Origin of the sequence: Bacillus sp. UMB0728, from assembly GCF_002858875.1 — a bacterium.
Lineage (GTDB): Bacteria > Bacillota > Bacilli > Bacillales > Cytobacillaceae > Bacillus_AB > Bacillus_AB infantis.
The window spans coordinates 296363-315653 of the sequence record NZ_PKLA01000001.1 but is presented as its reverse complement, the minus strand read 5'-3'; the positions used below and the strand labels follow the sequence as shown (position 1 = coordinate 315653).

Sequence of the window (19291 nt, the reverse complement as noted above, 5' to 3'; positions counted from 1 at the left end):
TGATAAAAAGGCCAAATCTCCGTGATTTGGCCTTCCGTTTTCAATTTAAACCCACTTCAGCATCACAGAATCAGCTGCCGGCTTATAGCCGATTTCCTGGTAGATATGATTGGAGGTTGGATTGGCTAAATCTGTGTAGAGTGAGCAAAACTTATAGGATTTCAGCAATTCCCTGCTCAATGCCGCCACACAGGCCGAAGCATAGCCTTTCTTCCGCTCCTCATCAGGCGTATAGACGAGATTGACAACAACACCATGTTTGGTTGGCCTTGCTTTTTTCGCCATGGAAACCGGCCTGCCATCCTTTAGCCATAAATAAAGGGATCTTTCCGAGATAAACTGCCGCGCCTTTTTCCTTCCCTCTTCTATGCTCAGGGTATTTTCAGGAGTGGCTCTGCTGAAATCGGATATCCAGCCTGCAGCGAGCTCCTCATCCTTTTCAGAAGCCAGTGCCAATGTTCCGCCTGCATATGGAAGATCGTTCACTTTCTCCAGGATATAAATCCTCTGATCCATCACAGTTTCGCTGCCTGCACCGGTCAATTTCTTCCATTCCGCTTCAGCCTTCCGCGCTGTTTCCTTTGGTGCCACGATTCCGGGAAAAGATATGTTTCTTTCAAAAAACTCGCGCAGGACCAAAGCAGCCGCTTCATCAGGAATGTCTCCTGCAGACCATATCAGATAGTGCGGCGGTGTCATGATCAGTGCTGCTATGATTTCTGCCTCCCTTTCTGCCAATGCTAGGAAGGGATTTTTATAAGGGCTGTCAGGTTCTGCAGCCTGGTACAGCAGCCCAAGCGGAAGATTGTTTTCAGCTTCACGTTTAAGCAGGAACCTTTCTGTTCTCTGCAGAAATTCCTGCGGGTTTTCATATATAGTAAAACGCAGACCCATTCTGCTTCCCCCAAGTCCTTTAATTATGTATTCAGCAGCTGCTCAAGGACTTCCTGCACTTTGTATCCTTGATTAAAGCTGACTATCCTTGCTTTTCCCCCATCAATGCTATGGCAGATTTCGCTGACAAGATCCATATCATTTTCACGCTCGACAGGCAGCATTTCTGCTTCAGCATCAATCGTGCTTTCAGCAAGCTGGCTCCAGTTTTGCAGATCAATGGTCCCTTTTTCTCCAAAAATCTTGAAAGAAATCTTTTCCTGCTGGCCGATCCCGCTCGCACCGTTGAAGACGACAGGAATATTCTCGCCAGCCGTCATTACTGCCACAAAACCTGTCTCGCATAAATCCGTATCTTCAGGATAGTCAACAAAGGAACGGACATCCTTAATATCGCCGAAAACGTCCATGATCATTTGGATATAGTGCGGCCCGACTTCGCGGATGAATCCGCCCTGCTCCCTGCCGGCGATCCAATTATTCTTCTGCCATTTCCTTGGCCATTCAGTGAAATGAAGATTTACTTCCACACGCTTAATTTCACCGAGCGACCCATCTGCTGCTTTTTCCTTGAAAAGGCGGAACACATTGCTGTACATCATTGGAAAATTGATTGCATTGACGATGCCGGCCGCCTCTGCAGCCTCTGCCATTTCCTTTGCTTCCTCAATTGAATTGGCAAGCGGCTTTTCACAAAGAATATGTTTTCCTTTTTTAATTGCATCCAAAGCGATCTGATGGTGGAATTTTGGAGGCACGGCTATGTATACTAGTTCGATTTCTTCATTATTTAATAGTTCCTCATAGTTGCTGTACAAAGCAACTTCCCCTAGTTCGCTTTTAAGAGCTTCGAGCCGGGTTTCGTTCGTATCGCAAAGTGCTGCGACTCTTGTTCCTTCATTATACTGAAAATTTCTCAGCACTCTCTCTCCGATGGCACCGAGTCCGATAATCCCCACATTTTTAGACATGCTAACACTCCTATTTCTAATCTTTTGACAATTTCTATTATAGCTTATTGCGGCTGAAATGGGGATTGGAATGTTTGAGCCTTTGTAGTTTACATAATAATATTATAAACTACAATAGATAGGCTATTCTTCTATGAAGCTCCTTAACTCTTAGCCCCGCTGCTTCCCCCTGTTTTGGATCAATGCTTTCAGTATGAAATAACACGGCAAGCATTGCGGCTGTATCAAACTGATAAAGATACTGAACAGCCTCTGGCACCCTTGCTATTTCCAACTCCGCCCCTGCATATCCCAGGATAAATTCATCTGTCAGAAGCCCATAATCTTTTATTCTCATAAGCTCCAGGACAGGATCTCCAATCAGCGCATTTGTCCAGTCGATGACAGCAGCCGCCTTTCCTTTTTGGAAAATAAGGTTTTCCGGCCTCAGATCCATATGCAGCAGCCGCTTTTTATGCTTGAATGAAGATAAGATTCCGAAAATATCTTCCGGGTCAGGCAGCGGCAGACTGCACTTTAAAACCCTTTCAGCTGCTTTTGCCCTGATGGCTATCCTCTCAGCCAATGACTGGTGTACATCCTGCTCAGAGATGCCGGTCTCAGGCAAGATTTCAATGCTGTGCAGCTCCATTGCAATTCTTCCTATTTCTTCAATGGAGACACTCTGATCTCCCTCCACAAATTCCTGAACCAGAAAATCTGCTGTTTCACCAAGGTGCAGATGGCAGATGGCCGGCACCGGCAGGCCATACTTTCTGCCATGGCCAGTCAATGCATACTCTTTCAGCAATCCCACCCTTGAATCGCTGATGGTATCTGTTTCCCTATCAATCTGCCGGGACCAGGGAGTCCGGATGGCTACCTTTCCCCACTCAGGTGAATAGCCCTTGAACACGCAATTTTCAACACCAAAAGCAAATGGTTCAATATCTGAAATGTGGGTTCTTCCTTCGCATTCTTCCTGTACATTCTTTAATAATCCTTTTATTCTCTCATCCATAGCAGGTCTCCTATTCTTTCTTTTGAAAAAGCGCAGTCAGCAGGCCGGAAACACCGAACTCTGCATCATCCCCGTTCTTCTTTTTCATCGGTCTGATTTCAACTGCTCTGTAATCGCTGAATAAATGGAGGAGTTTTTCCTCTGTGAAGCCGAGTCCGCCCTTCATGCTGCGTTCTCTATAGACATCCCAGTCTGATTGAGACGAGCCGCCCAGCTCACCGTTTTTTTCAAAGCATGTTAGCGCAAAAAAGCCATTTGGCTTCAGCCTGTCACGCAAGATGGCAAAGTAATCGGCTCTCCGATGCGGCGGGATATGGTGAAAGCAGCCTGAATCGTAAATAAAATCGTATCCGGCAAAGCTCTGGTCCAGCTGGAAAATATCCGCTTCAATGAAACGTATATTCGCAAGATTCTCCCTCGTTCTCTCCCTTGCCCAATTCAGTGCTTCTTTAGAAGAATCTACAGCATCCACCGTGCACCCTCTTTCTGCCATGTAAATGGCGTTCCTTCCTGGTCCGCAGCCGAGTTCCAGCACCCTGCCTGCTCTCACCTGTCCCTTATTGAAATATGCAGCCAAATTCTCATCAGGAACATTCCTGAAAAATGGGACATGGTTTTCCCTTCTTTCATAAAATTGGTCCCATTGAAATGAAGTTTTCTCTTTAAGCAGGAGATCCAGCATGTTCATTACATCTTCTGCTGTTCTAATCGTTTCTAAGCCAGACATCTTTCTTCCCCCTTCATTGCAGAGACACTAATAAATCTGGGTAAAGTCCCTGCAGCTCGTTTATTTTTCCCTCCAGCTTTGCAGCATTAAATCCACTCTTAAACACTTTTTTATCCGGCAGAAAGGTGATGCTCGTTCCCGTTTCATTTGTTTCCCCTATAGGAACCACCCGGGTAAGAGCCTTGCCATATTGATATTCCTGACTGTAAATCATCGTGTCCTTTTTGATCAGGACTGTCAGCTTTTCTGAAAAAGCGTTGATTGCCGCAACAGGAATACCGGCTCTTTCATTCGATGAATCTTCCAGATAGTTTTTCTCAACATCTGTCAGCACGTCCTGCAGCCTGCTCATGGAGGTTCCCTCCAGCAGGGAAACCGGGATGCCGCGGCCATCATCGGAAACAGTCGCACTTCCATCACTATGCAGGTATATATTTATTCTGGACGCGAAACCTGCTTCATGCTCCTGGACTGCGTGATGGATGAGTGAAAACAGCAATATGTTTGCGTCAAAATCTCCTTCAGTTTTCATGTCCATTTTTTCTGGTTCTTCCCTAAGCGCTTCCAGTGCTGAATAGCGGCTGCTCTCAAACATTTCTGCTGCGCCAGCCAACTGGAGAAGTATTGGAAGAATTTTATCGCCTGCGATTGAATAGCTTCCTCCCCTTTCCTTCTGTTCAATAATGCCGGCATGCAGCAGCGGCTTCATGTGGTGGTAGAGCTGGCCGGTCGTCCCCATCCCGAGTTCTTTGACTAATTCCGCTGCATTCTTCGGCTCCTGCAGGAGAGACTTGATTATTTCTATTCTTTGTTTGTGGCCAAGAGAGGAGAGAATATTCGCAAGGCTGCCGCTGTCTGGCGCCAGCACTTCCCCGAGGGTTTTGGACGCCGGCCTCCATTTTCTCCTTCCTTCATCGGTTGTTATTGTCCCTCTATAGGAGATACTGGTAAACAGGCTCTCTTCTTCACTTTCTTGGATCAAAGAAACTGCATCTATGCTGTCTGCTTTCTTTATAAGAATCTCCAGCTGCTGCTTGATATGGTTAAGTTCTTCTTTGAATGGCATAATGACCTCCGTAGTTCCGCATCACCTTTTATGTTATTACGTAATTACATAATAGCATAATATCTACAAATGATCTTAATTTTTCAGAAAGTTTTATTTGTTTTCAACAAGGAATGTTTTTTTAAATATTTGATGACCATTCCGCTTGCTTACCTACCTTTAATTACGGTTATAAAACAAAAAAATCCCCCGCTTATAAAAGCAGAGGATTTCTCCAGCATATTATTTTCCAAATATTTCGGCCTGCAGCCTTTTTCCTGTTGGAGTGGCGGCAAGCCCGCCCTCTGCTGTTTCACGCAGTGAGGATGGCATTGTCAGTCCGATTTTATACATAGCAATGATGACTTCATCGCATGGAATCCGGCTGGTGATGCCGGCAAGAGCCATGTCTGCAGCCGTCATGGCGTTCGATGCTCCCATAGCGTTTCTTTTTACACATGGGACTTCAACCAGACCTGCAACTGGGTCGCAGACAAGGCCGAGCATATTCTTCAAGGTGATGGCCATAGCCTCTGCTGCCTGGGAAGGAGTTCCCCCTGCCAGCTCGACAATGGCAGCCGCAGCCATTCCGCTCGCTGAGCCCACTTCAGCCTGGCACCCGCCGGCAGCTCCGGAAATGGAAGCATTGTTGGCGACAACAAATCCAAAGGCTGCTGATGTGAACAGGAATTCAATCATTTCCTGCCTTGTCGGGTTCAGCTTTTCTTTTACTGCGAACAGGGTGCCAGGCACTACACCAGCTGATCCGGCTGTCGGTGTGGCACAGATGACGCCCATTGCGGCATTGACTTCGTTGGTGGCAACCGCTTTGCTGACAGCATCAAGCAGCAGGTTTCCGGATAAAGCTTTTCCACTTTTGATATAATTCTGCAAGAGGACCGCGTCTCCGCCTGTAAGGCCGGAAACCGACTTGACGCCTTTCAGGCCGCGTTCGACCGCTTCTTCCATTACGGTCAGGTTACGGTCCATCTGGGCAATGATTTCCTCGCGTGTCCGCCCTGATACTTCTATTTCCTGCTGAATCATGATTTCAGCTATTTTAACGCCCTTGCTTTCGGCAAGTTCGACTACTTCTGCTACATTGCGAAATAACATTGTATTCCCTCCCGGCTCCTAATCTTCTATTCTGCCATTCTGATGATTTGTGTGATATTAGGAAGCTGTTCCAATTCTCTGATCACGTCCAGATCGATGCGCTGATCCACTTCAATGACCATCATTGCCATCTGGCCCTTTTCTTTGCGGGAAACTTCCATATGGCCGATATTGATCCGGTGCATCGCCAGTACATGAGTGACAGCGGATATGGCGCCGAATTGGTCGTTGTGGATGACCAGTATGGCAGGATTTCCAGAAAGCTTTAGTTTGAACGAGTTAAGCTCTGTAATTTCTATAGTGCCACCGCCGATGGAGATGCCTGTCAGGTCAAGCTCATGCTTACCATCAGTCAAGTGAATGGATACAGTATTCGGATGGTCCATGACAGTGTCTTCTATTCTGAATTCAATGTCAAGGCCGGCTTCCTTTGCCAGGCCCAAGGACTGCGGAATCCTTTCATCGAATGTGTCGAAATCGAGAAGCCCGCCTACAATGGCCACATCTGTTCCATGCCCTTTATATGTTTTGGCGAATGAACCGTACAGGGAAATGACCGCTTTGTTTGGCATGTTTCCAAAAAGGGTCCTTGCCACCCTGCCGATGCGTGCAGCACCAGCAGTATGTGAGCTCGATGGACCAATCATGACCGGACCAATAATATCAAACGCAGATCTATATTTCATTTTGCAACCCTCGCAATATCAGATGATTTTCAGGCAACTTCCTGAACACTTTGGTTTTTTCCTTCTTTTAGTTCAGCTACGGTTCTTATTTTATAATTTTTAAACAAGATTGACCCAACAAGGCCGCTGACTGCTCCGGCAGCTGCACATGATAGGGCAATGATTGTCACTTTTACAGGGTCATTAAAACCATACATAACAGCCAGGCCGGCAATTGGAGTCGCTGTTCCTGTCGCATTATTGATCAAGCCTGACAAGGCAACAATAACGCCGGCAGCAGCGCCTCCAATGAAATTTGTCACATACACCGGAATTGGATTGGCTGAAATGATATGTGCCTGTGTCAGTGGCTCGATGGCTACGGAAATCGTTGTCTTGCGGTCACCGAATTTTAAGCGGCTGAACAGCACATAGTTCATGAAAGATGAGCCGAACACTGCGAGTGCCCCGATGGCCATGGGAACCCCGGTCAGCCCCAGCATGGCTGTAAGCGCCATGGAGCTTAATGGGGCTGTTGCCACGACAGTAATGACTCCTCCGAGTATGATGCCCATAAGAATCGGGCTGCTGCTGGCTGTTTCTGTAATGATACCGCCGATATTCAATAGTGTAGCATCTACAACAGGCTTTAGATATACGGCAATCAGCCTGACTAAAGGCGCCGCCACAATGATGGTCACAATTAAGTCAAAGCCCGCAGGCACTTTTTCTTCTATCTTTTTCACAATAAACGCTACCAGATATCCTGCAATAAATCCAGGCAATAGTCCGAGCCCGGCACAAGATACCCCAAGCATTAAAGCATACACCGGAGAGACGCCGATTGCAAGCGCCACGAGTGCTGCAGCTGCAACTCCGCCCATGCTCCCGGCTGCATCCCCTACTTCCCCCAGGAAAGCAATCCCGAGGAGATCGCCCCCAACATATCGCTGAAAAGCTTCTACCAAAAAGGCAGCTACTGCAGCACTGGCAAGAGCCCCCATCGCTTTCATCCCTTTAGGTGCTTTAAAGCTGAATAGTGAAAAGAAGGCTAGTACAATTAATAATAAGACTGTTCCTTTTAAGATTTCCATTGCAAACACTCCTCTAAGCTGTCATAGTCCTGCTGCTGTTCACTGCTTTTGAAATTCACTTTCGGTGCGGATTTTCTGCAGATAGTTGTAGACCGTGAACTTGGAAACTCCCAGTACATTCGCTACATAATCTGTTGCTCCTTTTATTAAAAAGGCGCCTTTTTCCTCAAGCTGCCGGACGCATTCTACTTTTTCTTCCAGCTGCATGATAGAGGGAGATTTCTTAAACCCGTTAAGCACCTGTTCTACCATCCCGTGGATTACGTCCTGCACAGACGAATAAAAATTCTCTTCTTTTGTTTCGCCCGAATGGATAGAAATAAAATCTTCTATTTCCCCTCCGAATTGCATGAATAGACTAATGTCATAATTGATGCAAAGGGCGCCGACCACATGATTCTCCCCATCTCTCAGGAAAATGGTAGAGGATTTTAAAATCGCCCCTTTTTTTGTCTGTGTGCGGTAGTTTGGGATGTCATCAACTTTATCTTTTTTCTTTGCCAATTCATTCAGCACCAGATCTGTAATAGGCGATCCGATCTGACGGCCTGTCAGGTCGCCTGCTATATACACAAGCGAGTTCTTCAGGCTCGAAAAATCATGGACGGCTACTTCACAGCGCTTCCCGAACATGGCAACCAGCATGTCTGCTGTTCTCGAGGCTAAATCAAATACAGGCTTAGCAGACTCCTTCACAGCATTGCACCTCAATTCCTGTAATCGCTTTCAAATTATCGCAGGTTCATAATATCATAGATTCTATAAAGTTAAAATAATTTTTTAACCGTTACAAAAAAATTGTAACATTCAAAAGAAAAAGAATCTCCATCAATGGAAATTCTCAGGCTGTCGAGAAACTCTCGGCAGCTAAAACCGGCTGCCTGTCAGCAGGCAGCCGGTCTTCTTTCCGTTAAATTACTTACTTCAAAATGTCCTTGAATGCCTTTGCCCTGCTATCAAGCGATCGGGCTGCACTCTCTATGCCCTTGAATTCCGCCATTGCCTGTTCGTTCAGCAGCCTGCTTTTTTCAATTCCGTCCCTTGACTGCCTGGTTGCTTCACTGATATTTTTTACCTCGCCTGAAATGCCTTCGATATGGGCGTTCACTTCACCGATGGATTCCTGGACCCTGGTGGCAAGCTTTCTGACCTCGCCGGCAACAACATTGAACCCTCTCCCATGCTCGCCTGCACGGGCTGCCTCGATGGCTGCATTGAGTGCAAGAAGATTTGTCTGGGCAGCTATTTCGCGGATTGTTTTGACAATATCGCCAATGGACAGTGCCTGCGTTTTAAGAGTATCCAGCATTTTCAGATTCTCTCTTGAATCTCCAGCAAGCTTCTCGGATGCTTCCGCAGCTTCTTCGCTCCTGGTAATCCCGAGCTCGGCCCGATTTAGCAGCTCTCCCGCCATGTTTTGGAGTTCGTTTGCAACTGCAACCGTATTGCTTTCTCTTTCATTTATATTTGTAGCCAGTTTTACCACGGCGATGACATTTCCTTCTTCATCTCTCACTGGGGTATATGTAGCTTCAAGCCAAATCAGGTTTCCTCTCTTCGTCACACGCTGGATTTTTTCCTGAAAGCTTTTGCCGCTCCGTAAGTTTTTCCATAGTACAGAATAAGCGGGACTGCTGGCAAATTCATCTGTACAAAATTTCCGGTGATGCATGCCCTTCATTTCGTTCACATCATATTCCATGGTACTTGCAAAATGATGATTTGCCCATAGCACAGTGCCTTGCGGGCTGAACTCAATCATCGCATGTGACCTTTCAATGGCAGCCAATACGGCTCCCTCGTCCAGAACCTGTGATGTGCTTGGAATATTGTTAGCTGGGACAGTCAATGTCATGCTTTTCCTCTTCTCCTTATATTTAGGCCGATGCTTCTGCGGCAGAGTCTCCGAGGAAGCATGTCAGCCTGATCCTGCAGGCCGGCTGCACTGCCGGCTCCTGCTCATGAAAGCGCCGAAACATACGTAAACTCCACGCCTCCACCTATATAAGACTATTGTACTAGCCAGTGTAAGCAGTAAACAACCAGGAGTGTTCCGCTAAATGTAACAAAACAGCTACACAGCTAGATTTGACATGCCATTTTTAAAACTATTCTCTCACATCTCAAAATAGATTTTCGCCTTTCAAAGCAGGACTGTCTCTTACCCTCTGCAGGTTTGTCCCCGGCACTGAAAGGGAATAGAAATGGAAATAAACCGAGGAGGTATCCCGCTATGAAGAAATTGGTGAAAAATATCATTAAATGGGCTCCTATAGCCTATCCGATCGTGAAAAAAATGTGGGGAAAAAGGAAAGCGCGCCAGTTAAAAGCATCGTCATAGTTGTGAGTAATCGAAGGAAGTCGGGCCGGGAGACCGGCGCCTTCTTTTTTTATTGACAGCTTCAGGATTGGAGAGGAGTTAGATGTTTTTTGGATAAGCAGATGCTTTGACCCATTCAGCCTGACTAGCTATAATAGCCAATATCCGCTTATTATCTTGAATTAAAAGTATTTAATCTGCGGAAAACTTCTTAGTAACTAACGGAGGAATTATTCTTATGTCAAACGTATTATTCATCAAAGCAAACTCACGCCCAGCTGATCAGGCAGTCAGCGTGCAAATGTACGATGCATTCCTAAGCAGCTATAAGGAGAACCACCCGGAAGATACCGTCACTGAACTGGATTTGTTTGAAGAAAATCTTCCTTATTATGATAATCTTCATATTACAGCAATGTACAAGCTAGGCCAGGGCATGGAGCTGACTGCAGAAGAAGAAGCTGCTGCAGCCCGCGTCACAAAGTATTTGAACCAATTCCTTGAGGCGGATAAAGCTGTGTTCGCATTCCCGCTCTGGAACTTTACGGTCCCAGCTGTCCTTCACACATACTTTGACTATCTGGCACAAGCCGGCAAAACATTCAAATACACTGAAAACGGTGCTGTAGGACTTCTTACTGATAAAAAAGTCGCTCTCTTGAATGCAAGGGGCGGAGTTTATTCAGAAGGCCCTGCTGCAGAGGTCGAAATGTCTGAGAAGTATGTAAGTACACTTCTGGCTTTCTTCGGAGTACAGGACGTCACTTCCATCGTGACCGAGGGGCACAACCAGTTCCCTGATAAAGCGGAAGAAATCATTTCTGAAGGCATCAAGCAGGCTGCTGATACAGCTGCAAAATTCTAAATACAAGAAGAGATTTCTGCCTGGCAGAAATCTCTTTTTTTCATGCTTAAAAGGTTTTGGCTTTCTCTTTCGCCTTTGCCACGCCTTCTTCTTTAATTTGCTGGGCGCGGTCCGGGAATTGATTGTGGCCTTCGATAAAAATGCCTTCAAAAGAAGGAATCCCAAAGAACTGCATAATGATTCCGATATAGCGGTGGCCCATTTCCATCTCTGCAGCCGGACCCTCGGAATAGATCCCGCCGCGCGCCTGGATATGAAGGGCCTTCTTATCAGGAAGAAGACCTACCGGCCCCTGTTCTGTATATTTGAATGTCTTCCCTGCTGTACAAACAGAATCAAGATATGCCTTCATCACTGGAGGAAATGAGAAGTTCCACAAAGGAGTAACAAAAACATATTTATCCGCAGAAACAAATTGCTCAGTCAGTTCAGAAAGCCTGTTCACTTTTTCTTTTTCTTCCTGAGACAAGTCATCAAAAGAGCTTCCCGTGCGAAGCTTGCCCCATCCGCTGAATACATCTGCATCAATCTGGGGAATATGCTCTTTATACAGATCAAGCCTTATGACTTCATCCCCTGGATTGGATTCACGGTAAGATTCAATAAATGCCGTTCCGGCAGCCATGCTGAATGATTGTGTTTCATCATGGGGATGTGCAGTGATATATAATAAAGTTGCCATAGAATACCCGCCTTTTTATTGAGATTTACCTTTTTAGCTTTCTCAAAATGGCAGGATTTCAGTTCTGTTAAATTCCGCCGTCCCTGTCAAATCCTTTTAGAAACGTATACCATGGACAAAAAGACCGTACTGATTGTCAGGCCGGATAAAATTTGCAGCAGCTCAAGCGCAGAAATATCAATAATCCCAAGACCAAGCAGCAGAAAAAAGATGAAGAAATAGACAATGAGGGCAAAATAAGCGTAAAAGAGGCCTTTCTGGCGGATCATCTTCATTCTTTCGTCCTTTTGCTTGAATTGAGGATAAAGGTATCCCATTGAAAAGCTCATAACTGTCATCGAAAGAAGTGTCCATGTCTGCGGCAGGATGCTTTCCCCTGCCGATATGCCGATGACGGCCATAAAGAGGGTCATGATTAAAAATAAGCCCCCGCATATATAGAAAGTCAGTCTTGATTCCATCCGTTCATTCTCCTTTCTTGTTTGTTTCTTCTTCATAGATAAAAATATGTTCAATCGTTGTATCAAAGGTCTTCGCAATTTGAAATGCAAGCGGAAGAGAAGGTGAATATTTTCCTTTTTCAATGCTAATGATCGTCTGCCTTGAGACACCCAGCCTGGCCGCAAGCCGGTCCTGCGAAAAACCATGCTTCTTTCTCAGCTCTGCCAAATTATTTTTCATAAACGCCCTCCTTGGTTTTACTATATTGTAAAGGGAACTTTACGTCAAGCGTGCTTTACATATGATACTGAGGGGTGGACAGTAATCACTATTTCTGCGAATAGCCATAATTGTGGTTCTAGGCATGCTCGCTGGGACCACTATTTCTGTGTAAAGCTAAAATAGTGGTTCTAGCCACGCTCGCTGGGACCACTATTTCTGTGTAAAGCTAAAATAGCGGTTCCAGCCATGCTCGCTGGAACCACTATTTCTGTGTAAAGCTAAAATAGCGGTTCTAGCCATGCTCGCTGGAACCACTATTTACGCGTAAAGCCAAAATAGCGGTTCTAGCCACGCTCGCTGGGTCCACTATTTCTGTGTAAAGCTAAAATAGTGGTTCTAGCCACGCTCGCTGGGTCCACTATTTCTGTGTAAAGCTAAAATAGCGGTTCTAGCCACGCCCGCTGGAACCACTATTTCTGTGCAAAGCCAAAATAGTGGTTCTAGCCATGCTCGCTGGGACCACTATTTACGCGTAAAGCCAAAATAGCGGTTCTAGCCACGCTCGCTGGGACCACTATTTCTGTGTAAAGCTAAAATAGCGGTTCCAGCCACGCTCGCTGTAACCACTATTTCTGCGAATAGCCAAAATAGCGGTTCCAGGCTAACACGCTGGGTCCACTACTTCGCTGAAAGACCACTAAAATAGCCAGCCATACTCCCAAAAATCACTTTTCTGACAAAAGAAAAGCTGAAAACAACACATCAAAAAAAGGAAGACCCCATATTTCCCAGGACCTTCCACAAAATATCAATCAAAGACTATCCCCCATCAGCTCAAGAAGCCTTTCTCCGCTCATTTCAGTTTCTCCGCCTCCCTGGGCAAAATGCTTGTTTCCCCCGCCTCTGCCCTGAATGGCAGGAAGAATGGACTGGATGATCTTTTTCATATCTGCCTCCGTTTTTGTTCCGCTCGCACATACGGCCTGCAGCTGCCGGCCGTTTTCCGCTGCAAACAAGACAATCGCCTGGTCATTTTGAATGGCAATAGACTTGGCCAGTTTCTGAAGCTCCTTAACATTTCTATCGCGAAAAACCTTCCGGATGATGGGTGATCCATCAAGGATGCTTCTGGCATATTCCTTTCCTTCCTGCTCAAGCAGCTGGTTCTTTAGTTCCTCCAGTTCTTTTTCCATCTGTTTCTGCGTATCGAGCAGCTTGATGATGGCATCGGGTATTTCACCCTCAGGCGAACTGACCAGCTGGCTTGTCCGATTCACAATTACATTCTTAGTGTGCAGCTGCTTCAGCACCCTGCCGCCGCAGACAAATTCTACCCTGGTCTGCTTCTTCTGCCGGCTCCAGCCGAGAATTTTTATCGCCTGGACTTCCCCGGTAGCTCTTGGGTGGGTTCCGCCGCAGCCGTTATAGTCAAATTCAGGAATGATAACAAGGCGGATATTCTCTTTTACCTTAGTTTCTTTTCTTAATGTGTAGGCCGCAAGCTCACTCTCACTGACCCATTTGGTTTCGATCGGAAGATTATCGGTAATAATTTCATTCGCTTTTCTTTCTGCCCTTGCTGCTTCTTCCTCACTCAGGTTCTCTGTTTCAATATCGATAGTCAAAGTCTCTTTTCCAAGATGAAAGCTGACAGTCCTGTACCCAAACAGCTCATCAAAGGCAGCAGATAGAATATGCTGGCCTGAATGCTGCTGCATATGATCGAATCTTCTCTGCCAGTTAACCCTTCCATCGACTTCTCCTGATTCCGGAAGCCTCTCTTCAAGATAATGCCTGATTTCGCCTTCTTCTTCTTCAACATCAGTTACAGAGATACCGTGAATCGTCCCTGTATCAAAGGGCTGGCCTCCTCCGGTCGGATAAAAAGCAGTCCGGTCAAGAACTGCATACCACTTACCGTCAGAGTTCTGATCCTGGCAGATGACCGAAGCTGTAAATTCTTTTATGTAAGGATCTTGATAATATAACTTTTCCATCTGGGTTTTCATTCCTTTTTATTATTTCTTATGATTATTTCCCACTTAGCGAAAAACCGTCAAAGCATCTGCCGCCAAATGGCTTCATGATGTCATCCACAAGCTCAATGACGGGCTGTTTTTCCCCGAATTGATAAAAGCCGTCGAAGCATTCCGCAAACCTGTATGCCAGAGCTTGATCATAATAGGATAATTCCCTGTAAATCCATTTAGACTGGCCAATCCATTGTTTATTGGTTCTAAGAAGAAATTCATGCGCCAGCTCAGCCAGCTTTCCAGCAATAAAAAGAGATTCATGCCTTTTGGCGCTGCCGATGAAATCCTCCAGTGCATCAGTCAGGAAATAGCGCTTAAATGTCAGCTCAGCATCTGTCCACAGAGCAGGGCCCGCAGCCATCAAGGCGGCAGCTTCCTTCCTAACCCCGCCAAGAAAGTCCTTACCTCTAAGCACCAACCCTTCCGCCACCATCCGTGGAAGCGTCGGCCTGGCCCTTTCTGCATCCTTCTGGAAATATCCCCTGCACGAATCTTTGGTGTGTACAAAAAGCTCAACCGGCCATCCTTTATAATAGAAGGATTCTCTTCTGACAGAACCAGTTTTATCATAGATTACAATGATATCCAGATCTGAAGTGGAGGTTGCTTCTCCCCTTACGACACTTCCTCCAAGGATGGCCCCACTGCAGTCCGGGAATCTTTCATTGATGAGCATTTGTGCAGTTTCGACCGCAGGCAGCCTTACTATTATCTCTGTCATTTTTTCTGTCTCCCCATGCTTTTTATCCTGTACAAATCATAATGATATGGCCGTCAGGATCTTTTACGTTGAAAAAGCTGAAATCGTCAAAGCGGGTTATCTCTGGGTCAACGGCAAAACCCTCGCTTTCCATCCAGCTGTATGCCTCTTGAATGTCCTCAGTATGCAGGTTGAACAATGGATAAAGCCCTGCCTGCGGTCTTTCCCTTTCACCGTAAGGTCCTGCATCCAGGGTAAGACCGGTTGCCCCATTCATTTTTACATTATATACCGGGTTCTCAACCGGCTCTGTGACTTTCTGGCCAAGAAGCTTACAGTACCATCCTGCTGACTTTTCCAGATCTGCCACATGTACAAAAACGGTATTCATCCTATTGACTATAGGTGTTTTCATCTTCCCATCTCTCCCTGTCTTTTAAATAGAACCTGAACAACAGCTCTTCAAGATCTATAACGGGAAAAAGATGCCAAATTATACGCGGGATTTAAAAAATATGATAAAAATATTCAGCTCCCAGTTTCACATCCAGCTCTTTTGCAGCTGCATTCATTAAATCCCAGGAAAAGCAATAAAATTTCCAATACACTATTTTATCATTTTCCAGTTCCATAAAGTGAATGTTCTGCAGCAGCTTCTCTCCGGATTTAAGAGCAAACTCCAAAATGACCTGCCTGCCCCATAGCGTCGTGATGGCGGCTTCGGCCCCTTCCTGCCTGGATACCACCTCTGCCCAGTCTTTGAGCGAATTTCGTTCTGTTTCTCTTTTTCCAAATTCCACTCCAGCATGGGTAATATCTGTGAGAAGATTCTCGTCAAGAAGAGAAGCAATCATGGCCATGTCTTTTCTTCGGAAGCCTTCGAGCAGGGTGCTGATTGTTTTGTCAAGTGAGGCAGATATAGCTATCCCTTCCTGCAGTCTATGATTCTGCTCTCTTTCAGGGATATTCTTCAACACATCTCTTGCTCTCTGTACATTTGCATAGACAGCACCAGGCGAAAGACTGACGATATCTGCAGCCTCTTTTGCTGTAAAAAGAAAAACGTCTGTAAGCAGAAGGCAGACAAATTGCTTCAGACTCAGCTGGCGGGCCAGATAATCGAGGGCTGGGAGAATCTCAAGCTCCTTCTCGCTGCCGCTTTCCAGAATTTCTACAGGGTATGAATCTGTATAGGCAATCCGATTTCTTCTTTGCTGATCGATCCATGTATTAGTGGCGATTTTGAATAAGTAGGATTTTACATTCAGCTCTTGAAAGACCTTTGAGAGCATAGCCAGGGATTTCAGCAATGTATCCTGGACGAGGTCTTCTGCATCCCATGGAGAGCCCGTCAGTCTGTAGCAATATCTCCACAGTAAAGAGCGATAAGGTTCTATCTCCTGCTTGAATCTTTTTTCCAGGTCTTTGATTTCCGTGCTTATTGTGTGTAAACCTTGATTACCTTCCATGGAGACTCCTTTGTTAAAATGAAAAAATTCGTTTTTTTGCTTCTCACCTAACAACTTCGACGATTTTCGGCAATTTCCTTTAACAGACAGCAAAAAAGAGCCATTGTGGCTCTTTTTGATACTCAGAAAATTATAAGTATGGTTTTAAAATTTGTTTTACTTTTAAATGGGGCTGGTGTTTTCCGTTCCAGGCACTTCGCTTTCCGCGGGGCGAAGCCTAAGCCTCCTCGCGCCGCGCGCTGCGGGGTCTCAACTCTTCCGCTATTTCCCGCAGGAGTCTGTGTGCCTTCCACTGCAAACACCAGGGCTTTTTTAATTATATGGCGATTTTGCAGCTGTATGAAGCTCACTTCTTCAAACATAGATAGCTGCTCATATCACTGTGGCTATTTAAAAATACATGATGCATTCTTAACCCGATTACAGCAGCTCTCTAATCTGCTGTTAGACATTATTAACAACCAAATACAGCCTTCTCTCCCGTTCTTCCTTCTCGTCTTCAGAAGCCAGGTCATATTTCTTCAATAGATGAAATACGTCATTCAGGATTTCCTGTGTGTGTTCTTTTTGCAGGAATTCTTCCATCAGCGGCTGGAGCTGGCTGGGGAGATGTTCCTTTTGCTGTTCATATTTATTTTTAACATCTTCTGCTGAATGGTTCAGTTGGCATTCACTCATGTTTACCTCTCCTTCCTGTTATATAAAGTCTGTGGCTATTTAGATAGCTTCCCTATTTTAAGGGGATTTACACCTGCCTTGGAGTATCCTAACATGGAAAAAGCAGAAGCCGGGGCTTCTGCTTTTTGGTGTTTTATTTTTGAAGCCCTGTCATTGGGTTCGCTTCCTCGGCAGGCTCTTCTTTGATATATTTGTAATCCTTGCGGTTGATTGGTTCAAAGCCTTCTGGATTGTGGAATCTCAGCAGATCTTTGTACACGATATTGTCAGACATCAGCAGTTCTTTTTTCGCCTGTTCTGACAGCCTTACACAAGCACTGCCTTCCTCAAGCTCTTCACCGGTTTCCGTGGAGTAACATTTTTCATCAACAGAAGTGTATTCCGGGCTGATGAAGTCGCCGTTGCGGAAAGGAATAACTTCCCGGTGGGTTTCAGACAATAAATCTGAACCGATCTGCATATAGTCTTTTGTGCTGACGCCAAGAAGATGCATCAGGGTCGGCATTACATCCACCGCGCCACCGTATGTGTCCATCGCGCCGCCTTTTACCCCAGGTACGTGGATGAAAAGAGGGACTCTCTGCAGCTGGGCATATTCAAAGGAATCGATTTCCTTGCCTAGAACCTGCTCCATTGCAGGGTTGTGATTTTCAGAAATGCCATAATGGTCACCATACATGACGATCACTGTATTATCATACAGGCCGGATGCTTTAAGGTCGTTAAAGAACTGCTCAAGCGCCTGGTCCATATAATTGGCAGAAGTAAAGTAATGGTTAACAACACTGTCTTCTGTTTCTGCCGGCTGGAATTCTGTGTCCCCTTCATCCATTTTGAATGGGAAGTGGTTGGACAGAGTGATGAACTTTGTATAGAACGGCTGCTTCAGGCTTTCCAGCATCGGCATGGATTCTTTAAAGAAAGGCTTATCCTTCAGGCCATAGTTCTTGGTGTTCTCATCTGTCATGTTGTAATATTCGGCATCAAAGAAATGGTCATAGCCGAAGGATTTGTAAATTTCATTCCGGTTCCAGAACGTTTTATAATTCCCGTGAAAAGAGGCCGACGTATAGCCGCGCGTCTTCAGTATCGCAGGTGCTGCCTGGTAGGTGTTCTGGGCCTTGTTGACAAAAACAGCCCCCTGGGACATCGGATACAGTGAATTCTCCATCATGAACTCGGCATCGGATGTTTTACCTTGCCCTGTCTGGTGGAAATAGTTCTTAAAGTAAAAAGTCTGTCCATTATGAGCCAGCGAATTCAGGAACGGTGTTACTTCCTGGCCGTCCAGCTTATAGTCGATCAGGAATGTCTGGAAAGATTCCAGTGAAACATAGATCACATTCATGCCTTTTGCTTTTCCGAAATAATCAGGATTCGGTTCTGCATAATTGGCTTTCACATAGTTTTCAACCTCTGTGATATCACTGCTGTCTGCCATGGCGCGCTGACTGGCAGATCTGGCATTTTGAATAATGTCATAAACCGTGAAATTATAGGCGCCCAGATACTTGACCAGATAATTGCGGTCAAATGAGCGTGTCAGGAGTTCAGGACGGTCTTTTTCAGCAAGCCCAAGATTAATGAAGAATGTGATGACAGCAGCAGCAATCACCAGGCTTGCCGTCATTCTCTTCCGTGTATGCTTCGCCGGTCTGTACCATTTGACTGCTGCCAGCACAACCAAAAGGATCGTGTCGGCAAAGTACAGGATATCAAACGGTGACATCAGCGAAAGTGCACTGTCTCCAAGCTGTCCGGCATTTGTTTTTGTCTGCATAAGGACAGGTACTGTAATAAAGTCATTGAAGAAACGGTAGTACACCACATTGGCGTACAGCAGGAAAGACAGCAGAAACTGAACAGCAATCAGTACGCCTGACTGTATCTTTCCTTTAAAAAATAGTGCGATCCCCAAGAATAGAAGGGATGAGCTCAGCGGGTTCAGGAAAAGCAAAAATTCCTGCATGCTGTTGTCGATTCCTAAATTGAATTCAATCTGGTATGCAGCATATGTTTTCAGCCACAGCAAAACAACTGCCAGGAAAAAAACGCTCATGCTGTTTTTAAATAGCTCCTTAGGCGATTTTAAGATCGATTTCATCCTTTTACACCTCTTAATTTGTAAAGTTATTGCAAGAGCACAAATTCCTATTTCATACTTCCTGCCAAAACTAGAAAAACTTAGCAGCCGCTAAGTTCGGAAAAACGTTATACTCCAAACCCACGGGCTCAGAACCTAGTTTTTGTAAAAGATTCGTTAATTAATAGTGAACGAATGTTAAATACTATACCATATTTTAACCCACTTGAAAACATTCATCAAATTTGAAGCAAAGTTTATGTTGGGAAAAAATTAATCTTTTCAT

Annotated in this window: 20 protein-coding genes and 1 pseudogene; 1 reads left to right on the top strand and 20 read right to left on the bottom strand. The window is 45.4% G+C overall.

The genetic code is table 11. From position 1 onward, the window contains the following. Positions 1-45 precede the first annotated feature (45 nt). The 11 genes and pseudogenes from CYJ37_RS01555 to CYJ37_RS27950 form a co-directional block, all read right to left on the bottom strand. Positions 46-894, bottom strand: a complete 849-nt coding sequence (locus CYJ37_RS01555) for a GNAT family N-acetyltransferase (RefSeq protein WP_101547626.1) — start codon at positions 892-894, stop codon at positions 46-48. Positions 895-917: 23 nt separating this feature from the next. Continuing rightward, entirely contained in the window at positions 918-1865 is a 948-nt protein-coding gene (locus CYJ37_RS01550; RefSeq protein WP_101547625.1) for a Gfo/Idh/MocA family protein, read from the bottom strand. Positions 1866-1974: 109 nt separating this feature from the next. Next, positions 1975-2865, bottom strand: a complete 891-nt coding sequence (locus CYJ37_RS01545; RefSeq protein ID WP_101547624.1) for a phosphotransferase family protein — start codon at positions 2863-2865, stop codon at positions 1975-1977. 10 nt (positions 2866-2875) lie between these two features. Then, positions 2876-3592: a class I SAM-dependent methyltransferase gene (locus CYJ37_RS01540; RefSeq protein ID WP_101547623.1), complete on the bottom strand. Its 717-nt coding sequence runs from the start codon at positions 3590-3592 to the stop codon at positions 2876-2878. 13 nt (positions 3593-3605) lie between these two features. After that, positions 3606-4658 (bottom strand): ArsR family transcriptional regulator, encoded by a 1053-nt coding sequence (locus CYJ37_RS01535; RefSeq protein ID WP_101547622.1) that lies wholly within the window; start codon positions 4656-4658, stop codon positions 3606-3608. A 222-nt stretch (positions 4659-4880) separates the two neighbouring features. Further along, positions 4881-5753, bottom strand: a complete 873-nt coding sequence (gene sdaAA, locus CYJ37_RS01530; protein ID WP_009790789.1) for an L-serine ammonia-lyase, iron-sulfur-dependent, subunit alpha — start codon at positions 5751-5753, stop codon at positions 4881-4883. Positions 5754-5779: 26 nt separating this feature from the next. Beyond that, the gene (gene sdaAB / locus CYJ37_RS01525) at positions 5780-6439 is read right to left on the bottom strand and encodes an L-serine ammonia-lyase, iron-sulfur-dependent subunit beta (RefSeq protein ID WP_094767293.1); all 660 of its coding nucleotides are present in this window, start codon (positions 6437-6439) and stop codon (positions 5780-5782) included. Positions 6440-6468: 29 nt separating this feature from the next. Then, positions 6469-7512 (bottom strand): PTS sugar transporter subunit IIC, encoded by a 1044-nt coding sequence (locus CYJ37_RS01520; protein ID WP_101547621.1) that lies wholly within the window; start codon positions 7510-7512, stop codon positions 6469-6471. 39 nt (positions 7513-7551) lie between these two features. Beyond that, a complete protein-coding gene (locus tag CYJ37_RS01515; protein WP_224951842.1) occupies positions 7552-8208 on the bottom strand; it encodes a helix-turn-helix transcriptional regulator in 657 nt (218 codons plus the stop codon). 223 nt (positions 8209-8431) lie between these two features. Beyond that, positions 8432-8926 carry a methyl-accepting chemotaxis protein gene (locus CYJ37_RS27955; protein WP_232217730.1) on the bottom strand — a complete coding sequence of 165 codons (495 nt, stop codon included), beginning with the start codon at positions 8924-8926 and terminating at the stop codon, positions 8432-8434. Positions 8927-8974: 48 nt separating this feature from the next. Further along, positions 8975-9367: pseudogene (locus CYJ37_RS27950) on the bottom strand (PAS domain-containing protein); the annotation flags it as partial. A 703-nt stretch (positions 9368-10070) separates the two neighbouring features. On the opposite strand from CYJ37_RS27950, the gene CYJ37_RS01505 reads away from it, so the two are divergent. Beyond that, a complete protein-coding gene (locus CYJ37_RS01505) occupies positions 10071-10697 on the top strand; it encodes an FMN-dependent NADH-azoreductase (protein ID WP_101547620.1) in 627 nt (208 codons plus the stop codon). A gap of 46 nt (positions 10698-10743) precedes the next feature. Here CYJ37_RS01505 and CYJ37_RS01500 read toward each other — a convergent pair whose 3' ends face one another. The 9 genes from CYJ37_RS01500 to CYJ37_RS01455 form a co-directional block, all read right to left on the bottom strand. Continuing rightward, positions 10744-11379, bottom strand: coding sequence for an FMN-dependent NADH-azoreductase (locus CYJ37_RS01500; protein WP_009791632.1), 636 nt, complete (start codon positions 11377-11379; stop codon positions 10744-10746). Positions 11380-11465: 86 nt separating this feature from the next. Continuing rightward, positions 11466-11840, bottom strand: coding sequence for a permease (locus CYJ37_RS01495; RefSeq protein ID WP_101547619.1), 375 nt, complete (start codon positions 11838-11840; stop codon positions 11466-11468). Positions 11841-11844: 4 nt separating this feature from the next. After that, positions 11845-12060, bottom strand: a complete 216-nt coding sequence (locus CYJ37_RS01490; RefSeq protein WP_101547618.1) for a helix-turn-helix transcriptional regulator — start codon at positions 12058-12060, stop codon at positions 11845-11847. 794 nt (positions 12061-12854) lie between these two features. After that, positions 12855-14039 carry an alanyl-tRNA editing protein gene (locus CYJ37_RS01485; RefSeq protein ID WP_101547617.1) on the bottom strand — a complete coding sequence of 395 codons (1185 nt, stop codon included), beginning with the start codon at positions 14037-14039 and terminating at the stop codon, positions 12855-12857. Positions 14040-14073: 34 nt separating this feature from the next. Continuing rightward, positions 14074-14796, bottom strand: a complete 723-nt coding sequence (locus CYJ37_RS01480) for a nucleotidyltransferase domain-containing protein (RefSeq protein ID WP_101547616.1) — start codon at positions 14794-14796, stop codon at positions 14074-14076. Between the two features lie 22 nt (positions 14797-14818). Continuing rightward, on the bottom strand, positions 14819-15190 hold the full coding sequence (locus tag CYJ37_RS01475) for a VOC family protein (protein ID WP_101547615.1): 372 nt from the start codon (positions 15188-15190) through the stop codon (positions 14819-14821). A gap of 91 nt (positions 15191-15281) precedes the next feature. Beyond that, positions 15282-16244 (bottom strand): RNA polymerase sigma factor, encoded by a 963-nt coding sequence (locus CYJ37_RS01470; protein ID WP_101547614.1) that lies wholly within the window; start codon positions 16242-16244, stop codon positions 15282-15284. Between the two features lie 444 nt (positions 16245-16688). Further along, the gene (locus CYJ37_RS01460) at positions 16689-16922 is read right to left on the bottom strand and encodes a hypothetical protein (protein ID WP_009791624.1); all 234 of its coding nucleotides are present in this window, start codon (positions 16920-16922) and stop codon (positions 16689-16691) included. A 133-nt stretch (positions 16923-17055) separates the two neighbouring features. Next, entirely contained in the window at positions 17056-19026 is a 1971-nt protein-coding gene (locus tag CYJ37_RS01455; protein ID WP_094767303.1) for an LTA synthase family protein, read from the bottom strand. Positions 19027-19291 lie beyond the last annotated feature (265 nt).